This window comes from Pseudomonas floridensis (assembly GCF_002087235.1).
In the GTDB taxonomy this organism is placed as follows: Bacteria; Pseudomonadota; Gammaproteobacteria; order Pseudomonadales; family Pseudomonadaceae; genus Aquipseudomonas; species Aquipseudomonas floridensis.
Genome location: NZ_MUIO01000271.1, coordinates 1 through 545 on the forward strand (window position 1 = coordinate 1; position 545 = coordinate 545).

General features: G+C 61.8%; 1 protein-coding gene. It reads right to left on the reverse strand.

What is annotated here, in order from left to right:
* Positions 1–545, reverse strand: a 545-nt coding sequence (gene zapE / locus BZK31_RS28840) for a cell division protein ZapE (RefSeq protein WP_157900848.1), incomplete at both ends; no start/stop codon positions are given.

Genomic DNA, 545 nt, shown 5'->3' on the forward strand with positions numbered 1-545 from the left:
CAAGGCCGGGACCTCGCCGAGCAAAATCACCGAAAAGCGATCGCACAGGGCAATGAAATCCATCGCTGCCAGCGGTTGCTCGCACAGATCACGGTAGCGGCACCACACCGCCGTGTCGGAATGCTCGATCACATTGATGCTGCGGTAGCCGAGCATGACCTGCGAGTCATGCACCGGCTGCCCGGCGCTGAGCGCTTCGAAGATCGGCTGCAGCGCGCTGGGGTGCCCGGATTCGCTGACCCAGTAACGCTGATGCAACAGCCCGGGATGCAGGCGATGATCCTCGCCACCGTCGACAGCCACAACCGTCATATAGGCCTGAATAGCGGCAATCGCCGGCACGAAACGCTCACGGTTATGGCCATGGCTGTATAGCTGATCCGGCGGCTGGTTAGAGGTGCAGACCAGCACCACACCCTGCTCGAACATGACCTGCAACAGCCCGCCGAGAATGACCGCGTCGCCGATGTCGGTGACGAACAGTTCATCGAAACACATCACCCGCACATCGCGCGCCAGCTCCTTGGCCACCACGGTCAGCGGAT